Genomic DNA, 21,253 nt, shown 5'->3' with positions numbered 1-21,253 from the left:
GCCATCGTGGCCTGGTGCGGGTCCGTTGGCGGCGATTCCATCCGAATACCGGTCGTCGGATGTTCCTGGCGTTTTCGTCGATCAGAACACCGGAGGGCATTTTATTATTAAGGATGGCAAAGCGTATCGGGTTGTCGACGCGCCGAATGTCAGGCCTCGCGGCTCGATTGGGCTCAAGGGAGGAGGCGACACGGACCCGTCAGCGCAGCGCCGGCAACTCGGACAGCGCAAAACGGAAATCGAACAGAAGGCCGCTGAGTTATCCGGCGTGAAAACGTCGTTGGAACGGTCGATCGAGGAGGAGAGAAGGAAAAAGCACGATGCACAGCAGGCGGTGTCCACTCGCGAAACGGGCAAGCGGCTTGCAGAGCAGTGGCTCGAGGATTTGAAGCGCAAACAGCAAGAGGGCGAGGCAAACCTTCAGCCGACGATCGATACGCAGACCACCGAAGTGCGCGGTTGGGAAACGGAATTGCAGCGAGCGCAGCGCGAGGTCGATCGATACCAGCAGTCACTCACGCAACTTGAAAGTACGCTGCGCACATTGACTTCAGATCTGGAGCGGGCGGAGCGCGAGCGGGTCGCAGTCGATCAGCAGCTACAGCGGCTGTGAGCGTGATCCCGTCGCGCAATCGATCTTCGAAAGCGATGGTCGACGCGTCGCAACCATCAATCGATCGGACGGCGCACGAGTGGTTCGCGCGACCGCCCGCGGATCGTTGGGTCAGGTTGCGGCCGCTATGCGTTCTTGTTTCCAAACAACCCCGACAGCGCGCTCAACGCGCCCATCGCGCCCGACACGCTCGACGGCTCGACCTTGCCGTCGGCGGGCACTTCGCCGTTCGGTGTCGCGGCGTTGACCACGTGCGGCAGCACTTGCGACAGCAGTCCGGTCACCTGTTCCGGTTCGACGCCCGCTTTCGCCGCGATATTCGTGACGGTCTCCGAGCCCAGCACGTTCTGCAGCGTATCGGGGCTGATCGCTTTGTTTTCGCCGGTGCCGATCCATGAACTGATGATGTCGCCCGCGCCGTTTTCATGGAAGCGCTGGACCAGACCGTTCAGACCGCCCGGCTGGTTGTTGATGAATTCGAGCGCGCTGGCGACGAGCGCCTGTTGGCTTCCCCCGCCTTGCGGCGAGTTGCCGAACATCGAACCGATCGTATCGAGTAGGCTCATGACTGTCTCTCCTGAAGGCCGGCGAGCGCCATGCCCACCGGTTGGGGAAAACGCCGCGAGCAACGCGCGGCATCGGATTGCCGCGCACTGTCGTTGCAGATGCAACGAAAGGCGCGGCGGCAGCGGACGTAAAAGCAACGTCAAAGGGCGATACAGAACACTGTGGTGAATGGTGCCGCCGCGAACGACGCCGATCGAGCCGGCGTGCGTGCGCCGCGGCGCGCCATCGATCGTCAGGTACCCGATGCGGCGGCTGCGGACGCGGCCGCCTTGCTCTTCTTCTTCGATTTCGATGCTTTGGCGCCCGATGCGGCTGCAGGCGCGGTTGCAGCCGGCGCTTCCGTTGTCGTCGCGGTCGTCTGCGGCGTGGACTTGGTCGACTTCGACGCCGACTTTGCCGCACCCGATGGCGGTGCACCCGACCCGTTGATGGTCAAGCCCGCCGCTTCCAGGTTCTTCACCGATTTCGGGCCGATGCCCTTGACGCGTGCGGCGAGATCGTCGGCATCCTTGAACGGGCCGTTTTTCGTGCGTTCGTCGATGATCGCTTTCGCATGAACCGGGCCAATGCCCTTCACCGATTCGAGCGCGGCCTGATCGGCGGTATTCACTTCGACCGCCACTGCAAGGCCGGCGCACAGCGCGAGAATCAGCGCGATGCCTAGCATCCAGAGCTTCTTCAACATGGTAAGCACTCCATTGAGGGCGGAACAGGCCGGGAACGGACCGCGCATCCAGTCAGCAAGCACTGCGACTCAAGCATAGACCACTTTGTGCGGCATTATTGCGAAAACCGGTGATCGATCGCGCGATGCGCAGCGGGTCGACTGCGTGTCAGGCACACCCGCCGTTTCGAATCATCTGCGCAATGGGTCGAGTGCGGGCAGCGCCGCTGGGTTGGCTGGCGCTGCCGAGGCGTCGGCGGAGGCGGGGCCCGACGGACCGGATCGTCCATAAGGGGAGCGCGTCGCGACCTCACGCGCAGTGGCGCCGCGCACTTCGAAGCGCACGGCATCGGTGGCACGGCCGTTGTCGTCGACGAGTTCAAGCACATGCCGACCCGGCCACGGCGGCCACATGACCCGCTGTGCATGACCCAGTCGCTTGCCGTCGAGCTGCCATAGGCTTTGCGCGGACGTGCCGCTTGCCCGTTCGAATGCAATGCGCTGGTTGGCGGGCGGGATGTCGGGGTCGAGCGCAAACAGGGTGCCGTCGGCCGGCGCGCCGATGCGCGGCGGGGCAGGCGAGCCGGATACCGCATGCGTCGGGTGTCGTGTGACCGCGGTGGCGGCTGCGTCGCCGCGCGCACCCGCTGACAGCGCAACCACGGGCATTTGCGTGCCACGCAGGAACCACTCGTCGCGCGTCGGTTCGAGCGCCTGCTCGAACGTCACACGGGTGCGGATCACACCGGCGGGCGCGGTAGGCGGCGTGCTGGCCACACGCCGATGCAGATAACCGACGAGCGCGGCCCATATCGGCGCCGCACCGGTTACGCCCGACACGTCCCACATCGGCGTGCCGTCCGCGTTGCCGACCCAGACGCCGACCGTATAGCGCGACGTGAAGCCGATCGTCCAGTTGTCGCGCATATCCTTGCTGGTGCCGGTCTTGACGGCGGAGAAGAAACGCGTCGCAAGCGGGCTGTCGAACCCGAACGTGCGCGTGCGCGCATTGTTGTCGGACAGCACCGAGGTGACGATAAAGCTCGCGTCGGCACTGATCACACGATGAGCATCCGGCGAGGCGCGGCCACAGCGCACGGCGGCGGGTCGCTGCATCGCGAGGTCGCAGGTTGGCGACGCGATGCCGCCGTTCGCCAGCGCGCGATACGCGTTGCTCAGCGATAGCAGCGTGACGTCGGCGCTGCCGAGCGCAAGACTGTAACCGTAGTAGTCACCGCTCTGTTCGAGCGGCAGTCCGAGCGCGACAAGCGTGTCCGCGAAGCGATGCGGCGTGACCATCACCAGCGTGCGCACCGCGGGCACGTTCAGTGACGAACCGAGCGCAGTACGCACGCTGACCCAGCCCTTGAAGCCCTTGTCGTAGTTTTGCGGAATATAGAGGCCGCCGCCGGCCGGCAGATCGAGCGGCGCATCGTCAAGCAGCGTGGCGCTGGTCACGCGCCGTTCGTCGATTGCCTGTGCGTACAGAAACGGCTTGAGCGTCGAACCGGCCTGGCGGCGCGCGAGTACCGCGTCGACGTCGGGCGCAGCCGACAGATTGCCCGACGAGCCGACCCAGGCGAGCACGTCGCCACTCGCATTGTCGAGCACGATGACCGCGCCGTCATGCACATTGCGTGGCTGTGCGCGCGCATTCAGTTCGATAAGCGTGCGCGTGAGCGTTTCGCGCGCGAAGCGTTGCAGTTGCGCGTCGAGTGTCGAGCGGATGCGCGCGCCCGCGGCCGGATGTGCGTCATTGGCGACACGCCGTGCGAAGTGCGGCGCGAGCGATTCGTTATCGGGCGCCGGACTCAGCAACGCGGGCGTCGGGCGTGCGAACGCCAGTTGTACGAAGCTGTCCAGATTCGCGCACTGCGCGGCGTCATGCATATCACGCAGGATCCGGCATGCACGCGCAGCGACTTTCGCATAGGGTGCGTTTGGCGCGCGCACCAACGCGGCGGCGACCGCGGCCTCACGATTGTCGAGTCCCGACGGCAGTTTGCCGAACAGCGTGAACGATAACGCCGACAGCCCGACGGTCTCGCCGCGCAGCGGCACGAGATTCAGATAAGCCTCGAGGATCTGATCCTTGCGCCAGTTGCGTTCGAGACGCAGCGCGTCGAAGGCCTGGCCTGCCTTTTGCGTGATCGACCGTTGTCCGGAGCGTTGACGGCCCTCATCGAGGAGGCCCGACAATTGCATTGTCACCGTCGATGCGCCGCGCGTGCGTGTATTCCACAGGTTGCCCCATGCGGCCGCGGCAGCGCCGCGCCAGTCGACGCCGCTGTGCGCGTAAAAGCGCTTGTCTTCGGACACGACAATCGCTTCGCGCAGTGCCGGCGAGACGTCGGCGAGCGCGACCCATTCGCCGCGCCGCTCGGCCAGATCGATGCGCGTGCGCTGCAGCGGCTCGCCATCGCGTGACAGCAGCAGCCAGTCCGAGCTGTGCCACTGGGTGCGTACGTCGTCGAAGGTGGGCAGCGCGTGCGCGCAGAGCGGCACGGTCAGCAAGGTTGCGCACACAACCGCCGCGCGCGCGAACGCGCGCATGCGCGCGGGTCCGTTCGGTTGCGGCGGGATGAGCGGGCGGTTCATGACGGTCTCATGCGAGGCTACTGCGTGACGGCCGAAGCAGCGGCGGCCGCCGGCGTCGGCGCGAGCGCGGCTGGCCGCACGACCACCGGCGCATTCGGCAACGCGCCGTAAGTTGACGGCGCATACAGCGCTTCGACGCGCGTCGGCGGCAGGCCGAAGGTGCCCGGGTTGTTGAGCCGAACCGTGTACTCGATCGAGAAGCGGCCTTTCGGCACGTACTCGTAGTACGCGCGATAGCCGTCGCAGCCGCGTTCGACGAACGTCGGCCACGCGTTGCGTGGCGTGTTGTCGTCGCGGTTTTCACCTTGCACGGCGACTTGCGAATCGCGGCCAAGGCCGGAGCCGAGAATCGTCGCCCCGGCCGGCACCGGATCGTTGACGACCACCCACGTCATGTCGCTTTGCGCATCAATGTCCAGATGGACACGCACGACGTCGCCGCGCGTGTAGACGCCGTTGACGGCAGGATCGAGCGGCGTGACGGTCTTCGTGATCCGGTAACCGGCGGCGAACGGCGCTTTCAGCGGGACGGCGGCGAGGCTTTCGAGCGTCGCCCAGGGTTTGCCGGTGCCTTCGTGCGTGAGCGTCAACGGCAGCGGCGCGCTGCCGTGCGTCGCAGGCGGCCACGGCAGCAGCGCGCTGTGGGTATGAGTGGCGGTTTTCGCCGCTGCGGCGTTCGTTGCCGATGCAACGGAAGCGCGGGCCGCTGCCGAAGCATCGGCAGGTGGGACATTCCACGCGATCGTCCTGTCGATCGCGCCGAGCCGCAGCGTGGTGCGGCCGGTGACCGGCTCGCTTTCGAACGTGCGCGAGAACCGCTCGACTGCGAGCGAGCCCCATACGTTCGCTGTCGTCGTCTGCCATGCGCCGTTGCGCTGCAATGCCAGCAGACCGCCGACGATGCGTGGCATCTCGTCCTTCCAGCCGGGCGCGTCGACGAAGATCAGCGCGAGCCGCGCCGCGTTGGTTTCGGGACCGGTCATTAGCCACCACAGGTCATCGCCGGACTCGGTGGAGAAGGTCAGACGCGTGCCCTGAAAGCTGAGCCGCGCGCGCAGGATCTGCTCGAGTTGCGCGAGCTTGGCGTCGCGCTGCGCGACGCCTTTGACGCGCGACAGCACCGCGTAGTAGTCGAGCACCGCCGACGTCGGCCATTGGTTCGGCGCGATTTCGATCGAATCGAGCATGCGCGGCTGGACGGCGCCATAGCGTGACAGCGCTTCAAGCGCGGCGAGCTTGCGCAGATCGAGATCCTTGCGCGGCGCCCATGCATTGCGTTCAATACGGCCTTCGACGAAAGCGGTCAAGCCCGATGTGAGCTTGCCGCGCAGATCGTCGGGCAACGCAAAGCGCGCATCGAGCTTCGATGCTGCGTCACTGGCGGACAGCAGATACGCGCTGAGTACTGTGCTGCCGGTATTGCGGCTGTCGTCGCCCGGCGGGAAGTAGTTCGCAAGTCCGTCGCGATCCAGATACACCGGCATCTTCGCGATCACGGCCTGCCATTGCTGCGCATCGCGCAGCCCGATCGCGCGGGAGCTCAGCTGTTCGAGGCACGTGTACGGATAGCGTTCGAGCCAGCGGCGCACGCCCGGCAGGCCGTCCGCCAGCGTCGGTTGCAGCGCTATCGCGATACCTCCGCGTAGTGCGCCGTTGCTGGCGACGCTCGCATCAGGTGGCGCGGCAACCGGCACCGACAGCGTGCCATCGACTTGCGCAAGCGTGGCCTGCTGAACTGTGATCGGGATGGCGGCGGCGACGCGCTGCGTGATCTTCAGCGTGTCGCTCGCAGGCGGGCCGGCCGAGCGCATCGCCGGTTGCTCAGCCGCGCTGATGTTCCACGTCAACGCTGGCTGCGACGCGTCGGCGAGGCCCTCCGGCGTCGTGACGGTCCACGCGACTTCACGCGCGGAGTCGGGCGCAAGATCGACGGTTTGCGCGGGCAGCGGGAGGCCCGGGATAGTCGCCTTCACGAGCACCTTCATCGCCCGCGCGGTGGTGTTGCGCACCGTGAATTGCGCGCGGAACAGGTCGCCTTCGCGCACGAGCGGCGGCAGCCCTGAAATCAGCTGTAAATCCTGCGTGCTGCGAATCGATGCACTGCCTGTACCGAACGTACCGGTGCCGACCGCGGCAATCGCGACGATCCGGAAGCTCGTCAGCGAATCGTTGAGCGGCACGTCGAGCGATGCGGCGCCCTGCGCGTCGAGCGTCACGCGCGGGTTCCATAGCAGCAGCGTATCGAACAGTTCGCGGGTCGCCGCGTGTCCGCCGCCGCCACCCGCGGGCACCGCTTTGCGGCCGAAGTGCCGGCGACCGACAATCTCCATTTGCGCCGTCGCCGTTTCGACGCCGTACGCGCGTTGCTGCAGCATCGCGTCGAGCAGGTCCCAACTGCGGTTCGGCATCAGTTCGAGCAAAGCCTCGTCGACCGCGGCCACCGCGATCTGCGTGCCGGCCGGCGCGGGTTGGCCGCCGGGCATTCGCACGCGCAGCTTCACGTGTGCGTTGCCGCGCACGGTGTAGGTCTGCGCGTCGGGGGTCACGCTAACTGCAAGCCGGTGTGCGGCGGTGCCGACCTTGATTTGCGCGAGTCCGTAGCGGAACGCGGGCTTCGACAGATCGACGAGCGGCGTCGGGGCTTCGTATTGGCGCCCTTCGTACCAGAACGCGCGGGCCCATTCGAGCGGCGCTTTCCAGCCCCATGTGAAGAACGAGTACCACGGCACGTCGCGAATCCGCCCGCGCAATGCGAGGACCGATACATAGACGTTCGGCCCCCATGCCTCTTCGACTTTCAGCTCGATGGTCGGGTCGGTGCCGTTGAGCTGCACGATGCGCGTATCGATGATGCCTTCGCGTTCGACCGCGACGAGCGCGGTCGCGAAACGAAACGGCATGCGCACCTGGAAGCGCGCGATCTCGCCGGGTTCATAGCTGGGCTTCTCAGGCAATACGTCGATGCGGTCGGTATTGTCGCCGCCGAACCATAGCGGGTCGGCGCGCGTGACCCAGACCGACGTTGTGGCGGTCGACTGCCGGCCGTCATGGTCTTTCGCGGTGACGACGAGATCGATATTGCCCGCGTCGCGCAGCTTCGCATCGCACGACAGCAGTCCGCGCGCATCGCTCGCGCCGCTGCAGAGCGTGCCGAGGTCGCGCGTCTCCGTATGGTTGTCGTACGCATAGAAGCCGCCGACCATCCGTTTGCGCGAACTCGTCATGATGCGCGCGATGCCGTGCACGTCGAGCGCGACGCCGGCGAGCGGCTTGCCTTGCAGATCGACGGCGAGCGCCTTGACCGGCACCGTATGGCCGACCGACACCCATTGCCCGGACCGGATGCCGGCCACCACTGCGGCCGGCCACAGCATCGCGCCGCCGCTGATCGTTTGCACTTCGCCGTTCGGGTCGGCGAAGGTCGCTTCGAGCACAAGGCGTTTCGGCGCATCGAGCGGCGGCAGGTTCTTTAGCGTGAGCGTGCCGGAGCCGTTGCGGTCGAGTGTCACCAGCTGCTTGTCGGCGACGAGCTTCGCGGTGTCTTCGCTCGATGACGATGACGCGCCGCTGTCTTCGCCGTCGTCGTTACCGGATGACGATGCGTTGTCGTCGGCCGGTTTGCGGTAGGGCGTGAAGCTGAAGTCGGGGTATGTACCGGCGAATGCGGGTGACGCGCTTTTCACGAGGGCCGATACCTGCACCGGCAAGCCCGACGCCGCGCCGCCCGATACATAGTCGATCTGCAACGCAAGCGGCGCTTGTTGCGCAGCGATCAGCGGATGCGTCTTTTCATCGCGCACGGCAATCGACCCTTTGAAGACCGGCAGACGGAATGCTTCGACGCGAAAGCTGCCCGACTCGTAGCTCGCGCGCGGTGCGGTGTCGCCGTTGTTTTCGTCGTCGGCGTGATCGGTGGCGCCGGTGGCGTCCGTGGTGTCGGCGGCGCTCGGGTCGCCGTCGTCGAGCGACACGTTGTATTCGCCGAGCTTGGCCGCGGCGGGAATCGGGAAGGTGGAGTCGGCGGTGTGATCGGCGGCCCAGTGCAGCGGCAGATGCTAGGTTTGTCCGCTGCCGAGGTGCCGGATCGTCACGCGCGTCGGATAGCGCTTCGGCATCGCAAGGCCGTTCAACGTCTCGACCCGCAGCAGATGTTTCATCGAGACCGTTTCGCCCGCGCGCAGCAGCGTGCGATCGAAAATCGTATGCGCACGCACCGTTTCTTCGCGGCTCATATCGGTCGGCACATTAAAGCGCCACGACTCGATGCCGCGGTTCCATTCGGAACGCACGAACGCCATGTCGGCGCCGGTGTTCGGATCGTCGATGCGCGCGGAGACGAATAGTCCCTCGTAGTGGTCGTCGTTGCATCGCTCGGGCGTTGGCAACGGCTGGTTGAGGGTCAGCAGGCCGCGTGCGTCGGTCTTGCCGGACGCGAGTTCGCTGCCGTTGCAGTCGCTCACATGGATGTCGGCATTCGGTACCGGCTGGCCCTTGTCGAGCGTCGTCACCCAGACGACGCTGTTTTCGCGCCCCTGCTTGAAGTGGACGCCGAGGTTGGTCACGAGCACGGCCGTGCGCACATACATGGGCGCCGGCTTGCCGAGCAGCGACGCACCGAGTGCCGGCGACGCCAGCTCGATCACGTAGAAGCCCGGTTTTTTGATCGGCACGCCGACCACTTCGAATGGCCGCAGTGTCTTCGGGTCGGCCTTCGGCAGCGTCAGCGTCTCTACGCCGTGCTGCCCCGCGAGCAACGAAACCGAGCGCACATCGATCAGGCGGTTCGATTCGCCGGCGTCACCGCTTTCCGGGGTGTCCTGCGGTGCGCGCGGCACAAACACCGGATGCTGACCGTGATCGAGCAGACCCGGCATTAGCTTCGCGATCGACTCGCGGGTCATCGCGTATTGGTCGAAGCGCTCGACGACGCGCATCCAGCGGCGAATGTCCGTGTCCGCGTCGACGCGCAGCTGGCTGAACCGCGCGGTGCCCGCGTTGAGTCCCTCGACGTGCAGGTCCGCTTCGACATTACGCAGCGTGACGGGCACGAGCGCAGGCGTATCCGGTTCCGCAAAGCGTTCGATGATGCCGAATGTGCCCGATGAAAACTTCGCGAGCGGCGGCAGCGGTGCGGTCGTGGTCTTCAGCGGAAACAGATCGGCGTTCGACAACGCGCGGCCGCTCGCGTCTCTCAGGTGCGCGGGCACGTCGATCGTGAGTTCGGCGTGCTCGGGCAACGGCGCGGCGAACTCGACCGCATCGACTTCCGGGCTTTTATCGCCAGCCGGGAAGGTGGGGGCGACGCTGCCGTTCGGCCCCTTCAGGCGGATCTTCGCGGCGTCGGCGCGCGCGATCGGCGCGTTGAACTGCACACGTAGCGGGCGCAGCGGCGTGCAGGGCGCCTTCGCATTTTCGCGTTCGCACGAGAAACTCGCGGCGAACGGCTCGCGCACCGTGTAGTCGAAGCGCCGCTCGACGTCGTTCGCGAGGCCGCTCGGACTGGCGACACCAGCGCCGTAGACAAGCTGCATCTTCGTGCCGGACGGCAGCGTTTGCTGGCATTGCAGCGTGAGCACGCGCGCCGCGACCTTCTGCAGGCGAAAGTGGGACAGCAGGGCGGTACGCGCCGATGCGTCGACGGCTTTGACTGGAATGCGATTGCCGAGACCGCTCGATTCGCACCAGATATGTTCGTGAACCGAAGCATCGGTCGCCGGCCCGTTCAGACGCAGGATAAACGCCTGATCTTCCTCGATCTCGCCGCTGTACGGCATCACGCTTTGCACGAACGGGCCGCCGGTTTCGAACGCAAAGTGACGCGGGCCGCTCAACACCTGACCCGCCGCCGATTTCAATGCATCGTTCAGATCGATCGTGCATCGCATGCCCGGCGGCAGATCCGCATTGAAGTCCCACGCCCATGTCTTCGTATCGATCCAGCGGCCCGTGCCAGCGCTGGCCGACGCATCGTCGCAGTGCACACGCGCGGGAGCCGCGGCGTTCGCGGTGCCGAATGCAAGCATGGCTTCGTCGAATTTGACGACGACCTGTCGCACCTGCGCGACTGTGCCCTGCGGGGACACCTGTGCGATGCGAGCCGCATGGGCTTGCCAGGTGAGCGCCGCGAGGCTGCAGAGCACGACAGCCGCCATGCATGCCGATCGCGCTATCCGTTGACGGGTGCCAGGTTGCATCGGCGTTCGCATCGGTCGTGCTCCTGATTGCTTACAGAACGCTGGCGATTCTAACCGAGTGCGATGCGGCTTCCCAACCCTCAGAGGGTGTAGCCGGTATCCTACGACGCACGCAACCACGCACGCAACGATTCACGAGCCTGCGCACTTGACTTAGAGTGCACTCGAAGCCCTAACCTGAGTTCCGTCATGTCCAAAGCACTTACGATCGGTCAGGTCGCCGCGCTGAGCGGCGTCTCCACGCACACACTGCGGTACTACGAGCAGGCCGGCCTGCTGCGGGCGGTCGGCCGCAGCGGAGCCGGACATCGTCTCTATGCGCCGGCCGACCTCGACTGGCTGCAGTTCGTGATGCGCCTGAAGGCCACCGGCATGCCGATTTCCGGGATGCAGGCGTTCGCGGCCTTGCGTGCGCACGGTGATGCGACGGTCAGCGCACGTCGCGAAATGCTGGTCGCGCATCGCGATGCGGTACTGGCTCGCATCGCGCAGTTGCAGACCAACCTCGCGGCGATCAGCGACAAGATCGACCACTACGAAGCGGTCGAGCGCAGCGCTCGGCGTGATCCCGTGCAGTGAGACATGACATGTCGACAAACACCGAACGGAGCGAGGCTTCACGATGGAACAGCACCAGCACGAAGGCAATGAGCGCTACACACGAGGTTGGAACAAGCTGAAGGAAATCGACGGTTCGGCCGGGGAGCAGGTGCTCTCGGCATTGGCGCCGATCGCGCCGGATTTCGCACGCTTACTGATCGAGTTTCCGTTTGGCGACATCTATAGCCGTCCGAAACTCGACTTGCGCGCGCGAGAGATCGCGACCATCGCCGCACTCGCTGCGCTCGGCAACGCGCAGCCGCAACTGAAGGTGCATATCGAGGCGGCGCTGAACGTCGGTTGCACGCGTGATGAAATCGTCGAAGTGTTTATGCAGATGGCGGTCTATGCGGGCTTTCCGGCGGCGTTGAATGCGTTATTCGCGGCACGCGAGGTATTCGACCGACTCGACCGTATTTCGCATGCAAAAGCCGACGCGGTGTGACGCGCGATACGACGCGGGCACCGTCAAGGTCAATCCGCGTAGCGCTCCCCTGACCGACGTGAGCATGCGACGGGCGGGGGACGCGAGAGCGGTTACGTGCGCAATTCGTCGCGCGGCGCGTCGGCGCTGCTGGCGTAGCGGCCACCCACGCTGCGCCAGTAAAACAGCAATCCGAGGCCCGCGACAGCGAGGCTTGCGGTATTGGCTACCCAGAAGCCGCGCGCACCGGTCAACCACGCCGGCACGACCCCGCCGACGTTAAAGCCGAGCAGATACCCGCCGCCGAGTCCGACGCCCCACAGCGCAAAGGCGTAGATCGCGGTCGGCACCAGCACGATCCGATACGCGCGCAATACGAATGCCGACGTGATCTGCAGCGCGTCGCAGATGTGATAGAACGCCACGATCAGCACGAGCGGCATTGCCGCGGCCGCGACATGCGCGTTGGTCGTATAGCCGGCGATGATCAACGGCCGCAGCGCGAGCACGGTCGCGCAGAAGCAGCACGCAATCGCGCATGCCATCAGAATGCCGTGCCGCGCGAGCGTGCTCGCGGCCGCGATGTGCTGTGCGCCCAGCGCACGGGCGACGAGTGTCGAGGTCGCAATGCCGATCGACAGCGGCGTCATATACAGCACCGCGCCGAGGTTTGCCGCGATCTGATGACCGGCGAGTGTGGTCGTGCCGAAGCGGGCGATAAAGAGCGCCATGAACGTGTAAGACGTCACTTCGATCAGGTACGACACCCCCATCGGAATGCCGAGCTTCAACAGTGCGAACTGGCGTTGCCAGACCGGCCAGCACAGGCGCGCGAAAATCGCGAACGGCCGGAACACCTCGAGTTTCATGAGCAGCAGCAGCGCGGTGCCCCCGAGCAGCCAGTTGAGCACGGTGCTCGCGAGCGCGCAGCCCGGTCCGCCGGCGGCCGGCACACCGAGGCCGCCGAAAATGAGCCACAGGTTCAGCGGAATCTTCAACGCGAGCGCGCCAACCTGCAGAAACATCACGAGTCTTGGCTGGCCGACCGCGGTGGCGAGCGCGGAATACACGCGAAACACGAGGCTTGCGGGTAGACCGAACGCGAGAATCTGCAGATAGGCGACGGTGCGCTCGCGCAGCGCGTCGGGCGCATGCGCGAGTCGCAGCAGCGGCCCGGGGAAGTACAGAATCAGAAAGCCGATAACGGTCAGTGCCCCCGCAAGCCACAATGCCTGCCGCACATCCTCGCCGATTTCGCCATGACGGCCCGCGCCGTACGACAGCCCGACGATCGGTTGCAATGCGGTGAGAATGCCCGTGAGCGCGATGTAGACCGATACGTAGATCGACGCGCCGAGTCCGAGCGCCGCGAGATCGGTCGCCGAATAGCGGCCGACCATCGCGGTATCGATGACGCCGAACGCGATGATCGCGAGCTGGCCGATCAGCACCGGCCAGGCAAGCACCGCGATCTTGCGCGCGTCGGCGAAGAGGGAAGCGGCGTGCGTCGATTGATCGGTTGGCGTCATGACGAATGATTTGCGCGTGGCGTGCGGTGGGTCACGGAGCCTGCGCGGGCTCGTGTGCCGATCGATGCGCCGCTCACTGTATAGCTTTAGGCCGCACGTTGCGTCGCTTGACGGGGGGCTTCGGGCGGTCGATGCGCACGTACAGGCGGAAGCGCTCGTCGCGGTCGGCCGCGCGCCGGCCTTCCCAGACCAGCTTCCAGACGAAGTCCGGCATCGGGCTCGGTGCGCCGAAGTCCTGCGTGTCCTGACGCAGGATCACGTCGCAGTCGTCGTCGGTGAACGAAAAGTGCATGCCGCCGAAATACGCGAAGGTCGCGATCTGCGCATTGCCCAGACGGACCGGCGAAATGCACGAGTAGTCGTCGGGCAAGTGCGCGGCGATCTGTTGCGCGACGTCCTTATAGGTCCGGCTGTAGTTGACGATCGGCAGCCATAACGTCATGAGCAGCACCCACATCAGCGTCGTGCCCGCGCTCGACAGCACGACGCTGCGCCACAGCACCTTCGGATGCCGCGCGACGCGCCATTGCACCAGCACCATCCAGCAGAGCGTGACCGCAATCGCGCATATCAGCGACACGATTCTGAATTGCGGCGCATAGCCGGGGACCAGCCGCGACAGGTTACGGGCGAGGAAGAACGGGAAGCCGGTCATCGACGCGAGCCATACCAGCCACACGAATGAACCGAGCACAGTGAAGCTCAACACCGCGAACCAGTCGAACGCGTTGATCGCGCCGCGTTTCAACGTGGGGAGCGCGAACGCGGCGAGCACCGACAGCGCGGGCAGCGGGAGCATATACAGCCGGTTCGTTTCCGAGCTTTGCAGGATGACGAGCGCGAACAGCGGCCCGATCACCGCCAGCGGAATCGCAATGTGCGGTGCGCGGCGCAGCCCCGACCAGCTGATCCATGCCCAGATCGCGAGCGGCCACGCGGGCCATGTGAAAAGCGGCAGGTTCTTCAATGCATACAGCAGCACGGGGCCGAACGGGCCGGTGAACGAATTCAAACTGCCGCGCATCCACTGATTCAGGAACCACACCGCGTCCGCCGGGAAGAACACGAGTGCCGCGATCGGCCACGACGCGGACAGCACGAGCGCGACCGGAAGACCCGTCAGTAGCAGCCAGCGAGTGCGTGCTTCGCGCACGATCAGCATCATCGTCAGCGTGCCGATCAGCAGCGCGCCGACCAGCACCGGGCTCGCTGTCAGCATCACGAGGCCCAGGCCGCAGCCCCAGATCAGCGTGCCCTGGATCGGCTTGTCGAGCAGCCGCACGAGCCCATAAACGAGCATCGCGATACAGAAGAACTGCGCAAGCGCGGGGGTGGTTTCGTGGCCGCGCTCCGCGAGGCCGAAGCACGCGAGCAGGATCAGCAGCGCGCCGTCGGCCAGCGTGCGGCCGTAGTCGCGCGGTTCCGGTTCGCCGCCGAACGCGTACTTGAACGGCTGTACCTCAGGGCGCCGACCGAGCAGATAGGCGCCGTACCAGACGAACGCGCAGGCCGCGCAAAACAGCAGGCCGGTGAACACGCGCGACGCGTTGCTCGCGTCGACCCATGGCGCGAGCGCCCGGATCGTGGCGGCGCCGAGCCAATAGCCGAGCGGCGCGTCCGACGTGATGTATTTGCCGACGAGGTTCGGCAGTAGCCAGTCATGCAGACTACCGTTCGCCATGGTCCACATCACGCCGAAGCCGGCGGCATCCTCGTTTTTCCATGGATCGCGGCCGAATAGCCCGAACGATGCATAGATCACGCAGATGGCAAGCAGCAACGAACGCGGCAGCGCGCTGGTTGCGGAGGCAGTGAGTCGGACAACGGGTCGCATGCGATGTTATTGATCGTGATGAAGCGTTTTTCCGTGGTGCGATGGGCACGCGGCGGCTAACAGGCTGGCCAGCGGGTTGGCCGACGGGGTGACCCGCGGGTCGGACAACGACGTGACCCGCGCACGCAGCTCGGAAACCCGGCCGATGCTGAGCATCCGGCATTGTAGACGTGCGCGGCGCTGCGCGTCATGAGCATGTAACAAGGGGCATGGTGTGCTGACAACTGGGTGTTGACAACGACGCGTGGTTGACCGTGCAGCCGCCGCGGATCTTGCAAAACGTTGACGCCGCCCGCGCCGCACATGGCTGTACGAACGGCGTGCGAATCGTGCTTGCGATTCGTGCGTGCGACGTGTCGGTGTGCAAATACCGGCTGCAACAGCGTGACACTTGTCAGGCTTCGCACGCTTTCATGAAAAGTCGGCGCTGGTCGGGCGCGACGGAGGCTGGCCGCGTGGCGGCCTGTACTGCGGTGATAAAAAAAGCTGCGACAGAAAAGACAGCGACAAAAAAGGGCAGCGGATGCTGCCCTTTCTCGGGGATTGCTGCGCGGGTCGAGCATGATCAGCCGGCCCCGGCGCGCGGAAATGTCGTGACGCTTTATTTCGTGGCCTTGCCGGTTGCGCGGGCGCCGAACTTCTTGTTGAACTTCTCGACGCGGCCAGCCGTGTCCATGATCTTTTGCTGACCCGTGTAGAACGGATGCGATTCCGACGACACTTCGATTTTCGCGAGCGGGTAGGTCTTGCCGTTGAATTCGATGGTTTCACGCGTCTGGATGGTCGAGCGCGTGATGAACTTGAAGTCGATCGACATATCCTGGAACACGACTTCGCGGTAATTCGGGTGGGTGTTTTCTTTCATGGTTTTTCCTTTGATCGGGCGGTAGCCAGCCAGCGGGGTTCGCGAGCCACTTGCCTAAGGTCGAAAACGCGAGATTATGCCAGAAAATCAGTCGCTTGGCGAGAATCTCGTCGGTTTTTTCGCGATCCGCGTGCGGGTCGGCCGGCCGTGGCTCCCATGCTGGTATGCCGTGAGGCTAATCACCTCGCGGCTGATCAAGCCTGCGGCTCGTCAGCCCCGGCTCCTCAACCCGGCGTATCGGCCTGCAACGCGCCGGTCCGGGCAGGATCCTGCCGATAGTAGCGCGCAAGCAGCCGGTACAACTCCGGGTACTCCGCGTCGAACTCGCGCGGCTTCACGAACAGCGCCTCGCTGCAAACCGCGAAAAACTCCGATGGATGGTCCGCCGCGTAAGGGTCGATCAGCGACTCGCGCTCGAAACGCGCCCAACGGCGATCCGATACCGCGTCAACCTTCGCGCAGAACTGGTCGTACGCGTGGTCGAACACGTCCGCCCACGCGTTGCTGTCAAGCGGCGCGTGCAGCCGTCGGAACAGCGGCGGGTGACCGTCCGCGGCGCCCGTCACCATATCGATCTTATGCGCGAACTCATGGATCACAACGTTGTATGCGTCGCTGCCATCGGTCATTTGCGCGTCTTCCCACGACAGCACGACCGGCCCGCCTTCCCACGCTTCACCGCTCGCATCGTGTTCGACTTCATGAACGATGCCGTCTTCATCTTCGACCGTCTTGCGAATCACGAACTCGCCCGGATAAACGATGATGCCGACCCAGCCGCGATACAGTTCGAGGCCGAGATTGAGCACCGGCAAGCAAGCCTGAGCGGCGATGGCGACGCTGATCTCGTCGGTGAGCTCAAGCTCATGCGCGGTTGAGAACTCCTTCTGCGCGAGAAAGAGGCATGTCATATCGCGCAGGCGCGCCTGATCCGGCGCGTCGAGCCACGCAAGGAACGGCAGCCCGGCGAGTGTTCTTTGCCACAGCGCGTCGGAAATCGCATGGGTGCGCAGCGCGCGCTCGCGACGGCGTGCGCCGATCCAGTGAGTGAGTTTCGAGAGCATCGCTAGCGCTGGTTGGGCCGCGCGTGACGCTGGCGAATAGCGGTGCCTCGCGCGCGGCGACGGATTGTCTGGCTGTCGGGTATCCGAACGTCGACAATTTTAAACGCGTGGCCGACGGCCTGCGAAGTGTTAAACGCGCGGCCGTCGAAGTGCGCCGTTCAACGAAAAGCGCCCGCGAAGGCGGGCGTCACGGCCAGCTGGTGAAACACGGTGATGCCGCGCGACAGGGCCTTAGCCGCCGCGGCGCATCATATCGAAGAACTCGGAGTTGTTCTTTGTCTGGCGGATCTTGTCGAGCAGGAATTCCATTGCATCGACTTCGTCCATGTCGTGAATGAACTTGCGTAGCACCCAGATCTTTTGCAGGATCTCGGGCTTGATCAGCAGTTCTTCGCGGCGCGTGCCGGACTTGTTCAGGTTGATCGACGGATAGACGCGCTTCTCCGCAAGACGGCGCTCGAGGTGCACTTCCATATTGCCGGTGCCCTTGAACTCTTCGTAGATCACGTCGTCCATACGGCTGCCGGTTTCGATCAGCGCGGTGCCGATGATAGTCAGCGACCCGCCTTCCTCGATATTGCGCGCCGCGCCGAAGAAGCGCTTCGGCCGTTGCAGCGCGTTCGCATCGACACCGCCGGTGAGCACCTTGCCCGATGCCGGCACAACAGTGTTGTATGCGCGCGCAAGACGCGTGATCGAGTCGAGCAGAATCACGACGTCGTTCTTCATTTCGACGAGGCGCTTGGCCTTTTCGATCACCATCTCGGCGACCTGTACGTGACGCGCGGCCGGTTCGTCGAACGTCGATGCGATCACTTCGCCCGCGACCGAGCGCTGCATTTCCGTCACTTCTTCCGGACGTTCGTCGATCAGCAGCACGAACAGCACGACGTCCGGATGGTTCTGCTTGATCGCATGCGCGATGTGCTGAAGCATCACGGTCTTGCCGGACTTGGGCGATGCGACCAGCAGCCCGCGCTGGCCTTTGCCGATCGGCGCGATCATGTCGATGATGCGGCCGGTGACGTTTTCCTCACCGCGCATTTCACGTTCGAGCAGCAGCACCTTGTTCGGGTGCAGCGGCGTCAGATTCTCGAACATGATCTTGTGTTTCGACGCCTCCGGCGGCTGGCCATTGACCTTGTCGACTTTCACCAGCGCGAAATAGCGTTCGCCGTCTTTCGGCGTGCGCACTTCGCCTTCGATCGTGTCGCCCGTATGCAGATTGAAACGGCGGATTTGCGACGGACTGATGTAAATATCGTCCGTGCTCGCGAGATACGAGGTTTCGGGCGAGCGCAGGAAACCGAAGCCGTCCGGCAGCACTTCGAGCGTGCCGTCACCGAAGATCGTTTCGCCCGTCTTCGCGCGCTTTTTGAGAATGGCAAACATTAACTCCTGCTTGCGCAGGCGGTTCGCACTTTCGATCTCGAGGCCATTGGCCATTTCGATCAACTGTGAGACGTGCAGAGTCTTAAGCTCGGATAAATGCATACGGAGAACCCGCAGGGAGAAGGTGCGACCTGAAATGAATCTGGGAGGAGGGTTGAGCGGGACCGCTCAGGGACTTATTCGTCTTTTCGACGTTTTGTGGATTCTAGCATAGCACACGCCTGATCCGGCCTGCGTGGCGGACCGGCAGCTTTGCTTTGTCCGTGTTGTCAACCGACAACAGACCGGGACAGGCAATCGGCGCGGGGACAACCTTTGCGTGATGCCGGCGGCGCTGGACTTTGCCCGGTGCGACCGCTTGCCGCGCAGCGCGCCGGGCGGGCAAAGATTAACCGGCGATGAACTAACGGTATGCGCCGGTTAATTGATTACGCATCGCAATCACGGTTCGGCAATTAAAGATTGCCGTCGAGGAACGCGGTGAGTTGCGACTTCGACAGTGCGCCGACCTTCTGCGCGGCGACCGCGCCGTTCTTGAAGAGGATCAACGTCGGGATGCCGCGCACGCCGAACTTCACCGGCGTCGACTGATGCTCGTCAACGTTGATCTTCGCGATCTGCAGACGGTCTGCGTAGTCTTTCGCGACTTCGTCGAGGATCGGTGCAATCATCTTGCAAGGGCCGCACCATTCTGCCCAGAAATCGAGCAATACGGGTTTATCGGATTTCACGACGTCCTGTTCGAACGATGCGTCGCTGATGTGCTTGATTTGTTCGCTCATTGTCTGAATACCTCATTCGGTTCGAGGCCTGCCTGAATGCTCGCCACGATACATCAAAACTGAAGAAAATCTCCGTTCGCTTTACCGCAAAGAAACGCTCAACCGAATGACTTTCGAGGTCTGTGGGGACTCGCTGCAAAGAACCTGCGAAGGCACTCGGCGCTTGACTTTACGGGTCACTTGCACGCAGTTTAGCCTAATTCGCTATGTGCTGCCCGTGGTGATAGTACCCATTTGGGCAGCAGGATCGGTGTGTTGCCGCCATGGTGCACCGGTCCTTTCCGGCACCTATCTGGAGGTGGCGGCGGCCGAACACAAGAGGCGCTCGAGGACGTGCGCAAGGCATCGCAGCCGCGCTTTCGACGGGCCTGGCGGCGCGCGGCCGGGCACACTGCGCAACGCGCGCAAGCCGTGCCGCCCGATTTTCCAGTCGCGCGGCGCGGTCGGCAATGATAGAATGCTTCGTGACGGGCCTCCTCGCATGGAGGGGCGGTCAACCTGGTCAGGTCGGGAACGAAGCAGCCACAGCCGTTTTCCACCAGTGCCGAGGGTCGGGCTCGTCACCTTCCTCTTTCCTTCGTTGTGTTTCCCTCGCGTGTTTTCCCTGGCGCGTCTTTCTGCGTCACGTCGTTGCTGCGTCATCTTCCCTGCGTATTTCAATTGACGGACCTCGCGTCGCGCAGATATTGCATTGGAGTTCGTCGGTGCGCTGTCTGCGTTTTGTCGGGTTGACCTGCGATTCATTGAGCGTTGGGCCCGCGGGTCATCGATGCGCGTGGTTTCGCGGCGCGCACGTGAAGTCTTTCTCTATCGGCCAATTAGCCAAATACAATAGAGCGCTGGCGGTTGCCGCGTGGTTCCGATATCTATCGGATGACAGGATCCGCGTTTGTCACCCCGGCAACTGTTTTTCGCAGCCCCTTTGTGGCGTCCGGCTGAACGGCCTGTGCGCCTATGCGTTGCTGATACAATTTCCCGATGACCTATCAAGTTCTCGCACGCAAGTGGCGGCCGAAAGATTTCGCGTCGCTCGTCGGACAGGAGCACGTCGTGCGCGCGCTCACGCATGCGCTCGACGGCGGCCGCCTGCATCACGCCTATCTGTTCACCGGAACACGCGGCGTCGGCAAGACCACGCTGTCGCGCATCTTCGCGAAGGCGCTCAACTGTGAGACGGGCGTCACCGCCACGCCGTGCGGCGTGTGCCGCGCGTGCCGGGAGATCGACGAAGGGCGCTTCGTCGACTATGTCGAAATGGATGCGGCGAGCAATCGCGGGGTCGACGAAATGGCCGCGCTGCTCGAGCGCGCGGTGTATGCGCCGGTCGATGCGCGCTTCAAGGTCTATATGATCGACGAAGTGCACATGCTGACGAACCACGCGTTCAACGCAATGCTCAAAACGCTCGAAGAGCCGCCGCCGCATGTCAAATTCATTCTGGCGACCACCGATCCGCAGAAGATTCCGGTCACGGTGCTGTCGCGCTGTCTGCAGTTCAATCTGAAGCAGATGCCTGCCGGGCATATCGTGTCGCATCTCGAGCGGATTCTCGGCGAGGAGCAGATCCCGTTCGAGGCGCAGGCGCTGCGTCTGCTTGCGCGCGCGGCGGACGGTTCGATGCGCGATGCGTTGTCATTGACGGATCAGGCGATTGCCTACTCGGCCAACCAGGTGACCGAAGAGGCGGTGCGCGGCATGCTGGGTGCGCTCGATCAGAGCTATCTGATCCGGCTGCTCGACGCACTGGCGGCAAATGACGGCGCCACGGTGCTGGCCGTTGCCGACGAGATGGCGTTGCGCAGCCTGTCGTTTTCCACCGCGCTGCAAGATCTTGCGAGCTTGCTGCACCGGATTGCATGGGCGCAGTTTGCGCCCTCGTCAGTGCTCGCCGAATGGCCCGAGGCGGGCGATCTGCGACGCTTTGCCGATGCATTGAGCCCCGAGCAGGTGCAGCTGTTCTACCAGATCGCGACGATTGGCCGAAGCGAGTTGGGCCTTGCACCTGACGAATACGCGGGCTTCACGATGACGCTATTGCGCATGCTCGCGTTCGAGCCGGCCTTGAACGGCGCGGCCGGCGGCGGGCCGGTGCCCGCGGCGCGGCCGGCTGCGCAGGGCGGCGCGGCT

Annotated in this window: 12 protein-coding genes, 1 other RNA gene and 2 pseudogenes; 5 read left to right on the top strand and 10 right to left on the bottom strand. The window is 64.4% G+C overall.

Annotated features, from left to right (window positions below; all coding sequences use genetic code 11):
* Positions 1 to 25 precede the first annotated feature (25 nt).
* On the top strand, positions 26 to 613 hold the full coding sequence (locus HV796_RS16130; RefSeq protein WP_175227510.1) for a hypothetical protein: 588 nt from the start codon (positions 26 to 28) through the stop codon (positions 611 to 613).
* A 125-nt stretch (positions 614 to 738) separates the two neighbouring features.
* On the opposite strand, the gene HV796_RS16125 is transcribed toward HV796_RS16130, so the two are convergent.
* The 4 genes and pseudogenes from HV796_RS16125 to HV796_RS16110 form a co-directional block, all read right to left on the bottom strand.
* Positions 739 to 1,179 carry a YidB family protein gene (locus HV796_RS16125; RefSeq protein WP_175227509.1) on the bottom strand — a complete coding sequence of 147 codons (441 nt, stop codon included), beginning with the start codon at positions 1,177 to 1,179 and terminating at the stop codon, positions 739 to 741.
* A gap of 242 nt (positions 1,180 to 1,421) precedes the next feature.
* A pseudogene (locus HV796_RS16120) lies at positions 1,422 to 1,865 on the bottom strand (ComEA family DNA-binding protein); the annotation flags it as partial.
* Between the two features lie 171 nt (positions 1,866 to 2,036).
* The gene (gene pbpC, locus HV796_RS16115) at positions 2,037 to 4,397 is read right to left on the bottom strand and encodes a penicillin-binding protein 1C (protein WP_175227685.1); all 2,361 of its coding nucleotides are present in this window, start codon (positions 4,395 to 4,397) and stop codon (positions 2,037 to 2,039) included.
* Between the two features lie 62 nt (positions 4,398 to 4,459).
* A pseudogene (locus tag HV796_RS16110) lies at positions 4,460 to 10,636 on the bottom strand (alpha-2-macroglobulin family protein).
* 189 nt (positions 10,637 to 10,825) lie between these two features.
* Between HV796_RS16110 and HV796_RS16105 the strand changes: the two are divergent.
* A complete protein-coding gene (locus tag HV796_RS16105; protein ID WP_175227507.1) occupies positions 10,826 to 11,215 on the top strand; it encodes a MerR family transcriptional regulator in 390 nt (129 codons plus the stop codon).
* A 43-nt stretch (positions 11,216 to 11,258) separates the two neighbouring features.
* Positions 11,259 to 11,681, top strand: a complete 423-nt coding sequence (locus HV796_RS16100; RefSeq protein ID WP_175227506.1) for a carboxymuconolactone decarboxylase family protein — start codon at positions 11,259 to 11,261, stop codon at positions 11,679 to 11,681.
* Between the two features lie 92 nt (positions 11,682 to 11,773).
* Here the strand turns inward: HV796_RS16100 and HV796_RS16095 are convergent, their stop codons facing one another.
* From HV796_RS16095 to trxA, 6 genes are all read right to left on the bottom strand, one after another.
* Positions 11,774 to 13,189, bottom strand: a complete 1,416-nt coding sequence (locus HV796_RS16095; protein ID WP_175227505.1) for an MATE family efflux transporter — start codon at positions 13,187 to 13,189, stop codon at positions 11,774 to 11,776.
* Between the two features lie 73 nt (positions 13,190 to 13,262).
* Positions 13,263 to 15,023, bottom strand: a complete 1,761-nt coding sequence (locus HV796_RS16090) for an ArnT family glycosyltransferase (protein ID WP_175227504.1) — start codon at positions 15,021 to 15,023, stop codon at positions 13,263 to 13,265.
* Positions 15,024 to 15,624: 601 nt separating this feature from the next.
* Positions 15,625 to 15,888 carry a type B 50S ribosomal protein L31 gene (locus HV796_RS16085; RefSeq protein ID WP_175227503.1) on the bottom strand — a complete coding sequence of 88 codons (264 nt, stop codon included), beginning with the start codon at positions 15,886 to 15,888 and terminating at the stop codon, positions 15,625 to 15,627.
* A 224-nt stretch (positions 15,889 to 16,112) separates the two neighbouring features.
* Positions 16,113 to 16,952 (bottom strand): M90 family metallopeptidase, encoded by an 840-nt coding sequence (locus HV796_RS16080; protein WP_175227502.1) that lies wholly within the window; start codon positions 16,950 to 16,952, stop codon positions 16,113 to 16,115.
* 231 nt (positions 16,953 to 17,183) lie between these two features.
* Positions 17,184 to 18,446, bottom strand: a complete 1,263-nt coding sequence (gene rho / locus HV796_RS16075) for a transcription termination factor Rho (protein WP_175114899.1) — start codon at positions 18,444 to 18,446, stop codon at positions 17,184 to 17,186.
* Between the two features lie 353 nt (positions 18,447 to 18,799).
* A complete protein-coding gene (gene trxA, locus HV796_RS16070) occupies positions 18,800 to 19,126 on the bottom strand; it encodes a thioredoxin TrxA (protein ID WP_006048864.1) in 327 nt (108 codons plus the stop codon).
* A gap of 466 nt (positions 19,127 to 19,592) precedes the next feature.
* Between trxA and ffs the strand changes: the two genes are divergently transcribed.
* Both ffs and dnaX read left to right on the top strand, forming a co-directional pair.
* Positions 19,593 to 19,691: signal recognition particle sRNA small type (gene ffs / locus HV796_RS16065), an RNA gene on the top strand.
* Between the two features lie 413 nt (positions 19,692 to 20,104).
* A partial coding sequence (gene dnaX, locus HV796_RS16060; RefSeq protein ID WP_175227501.1) for a DNA polymerase III subunit gamma/tau occupies positions 20,105 to 21,253 on the top strand: 1,149 nt, incomplete at its 3' end.

The organism is Paraburkholderia humisilvae, assembly GCF_902859855.1.
Lineage (GTDB): Bacteria > Pseudomonadota > Gammaproteobacteria > Burkholderiales > Burkholderiaceae > Paraburkholderia > Paraburkholderia humisilvae.
Note: the sequence above shows the minus strand (reverse complement) of the source record. Positions and strands in the feature narration are given on the sequence as shown.

What these genes read in the sequence shown, in the direction of transcription:
- HV796_RS16080 (WP_175227502.1), bottom strand. Translation starts at nt 16,952, where the DNA reads ATGCTCTCGAAACTCACTCACTGGATCGGCGCACGCCGTCGCGAGCGC.
- HV796_RS16090 (WP_175227504.1), bottom strand. Translation starts at nt 15,023, where the DNA reads ATGCGACCCGTTGTCCGACTCACTGCCTCCGCAACCAGCGCGCTGCCG.
- HV796_RS16125 (WP_175227509.1), bottom strand. Translation starts at nt 1,179, where the DNA reads ATGAGCCTACTCGATACGATCGGTTCGATGTTCGGCAACTCGCCGCAA.
- trxA (WP_006048864.1), bottom strand. Translation starts at nt 19,126, where the DNA reads ATGAGCGAACAAATCAAGCACATCAGCGACGCATCGTTCGAACAGGAC.
- HV796_RS16095 (WP_175227505.1), bottom strand. Translation starts at nt 13,189, where the DNA reads ATGACGCCAACCGATCAATCGACGCACGCCGCTTCCCTCTTCGCCGAC.
- HV796_RS16100 (WP_175227506.1), top strand. Translation starts at nt 11,259, where the DNA reads ATGGAACAGCACCAGCACGAAGGCAATGAGCGCTACACACGAGGTTGG.
- pbpC (WP_175227685.1), bottom strand. Translation starts at nt 4,397, where the DNA reads ATGCGCGCGTTCGCGCGCGCGGCGGTTGTGTGCGCAACCTTGCTGACC.
- HV796_RS16105 (WP_175227507.1), top strand. Translation starts at nt 10,826, where the DNA reads ATGTCCAAAGCACTTACGATCGGTCAGGTCGCCGCGCTGAGCGGCGTC.
- rho (WP_175114899.1), bottom strand. Translation starts at nt 18,446, where the DNA reads ATGCATTTATCCGAGCTTAAGACTCTGCACGTCTCACAGTTGATCGAA.
- HV796_RS16085 (WP_175227503.1), bottom strand. Translation starts at nt 15,888, where the DNA reads ATGAAAGAAAACACCCACCCGAATTACCGCGAAGTCGTGTTCCAGGAT.